Below are 1,127 nucleotides of genomic sequence, written 5' to 3' on the forward strand. Positions count from 1 at the left end.
CCCTGAATTTTTTCCTTTTCATAGCCTCTTAGGTATAATTTATTAATCACTTTTCCAGAAAATAAATAAATTATGCCTAAAATCAAAATCATCAATATTGCTGTAATTTTTTTCTTCATACTATAAATTCTCCTATCTTTTGAGAAAAAAGTATTTAATAGCATCGTAATTTTATAAATAATCAATTAAATACATCTAAGAATTAACTTAGATGTATTTAATGATTTCTAATAAATTTTAATTATTTTATAGTTTCATTTATCCCTTCACCAATTGCTGCTCCAAGGTCTTTTATTTTTGCATCTGAATTAAGTTTTTGCATATCTTTTTCATTATCTATAAAAGCACACTCAACTAATAAAGCTGGATATTTATTCTGTCTTAAAACTGCTAAATAATCTGTTCCACTGCTATTTGTTTTTACTTTTATTCCTCTATTAAAGAAACCAAATCTCTTCACTATTCTATTTAATATATTTGAAGCGGCAGTTTTTGTTATACCACCATTCTTATCTCTTACATTATAATATACTTCTGTTCCATTTGCACTACCATTAAATGAATTATAGTGAATACTTGTAAATAAATCTGGTTTTACTCTGTTGGAAATTTCTGCTCTAGTTGATAATGAGATATATGTATCATCACTTCTTGTTAATACTACATTAACACCTTTTTTTCTTAAATATTCACTTGTTGCTAGTGTAGTTTTTAAAGTATAGTCTTTTTCATATCTACCATTTGATGGAGCTCCTGAATCTGAACCACCATGTCCTGCATCTAGTACTACTTTTCTTCCACCAGAACCACTATTTCCTGTTTCATCATCTGGTGTAACATTATGTTTTGATACATTATTTGCTATAGTTGTCATAACTTTAGAAGTTATTCCTCCACCTACTTGATAAACTCTTTCTGTTTTGTATCTATTTAAGTTATCTTTATGTCTAGCTGACACATAGTTAGTTGGATTTATAAGAATAGGAGAATTTTTTCTCGCAGCTAAAGAACCACAACTAAGTGCATCTATAAGTTCATTTGATTTCGCTACAAATAAAGCATTTAAATCTTTTTCAGGGTAGAATCTTCTTATAACAGCAGCATTTGTTTCATGTCTATCTGATCCA

The 1,127-nt window shown here is 28.0% G+C and carries 1 protein-coding gene; it reads right to left on the minus strand.

Annotated features, from left to right (window positions below; genetic code table 11):
- Positions 1-241: 241 nt before the first annotated feature.
- On the minus strand, positions 242-1,127 hold an 886-nt coding region (locus tag Q1J78_RS01115; RefSeq protein ID WP_300278755.1), incomplete at its 5' end, for an N-acetylmuramoyl-L-alanine amidase.

It is taken from the genome of Peptacetobacter sp. (assembly GCF_029264495.1).
In the GTDB taxonomy this organism is placed as follows: Bacteria; Bacillota; Clostridia; order Peptostreptococcales; family Peptostreptococcaceae; genus Peptacetobacter.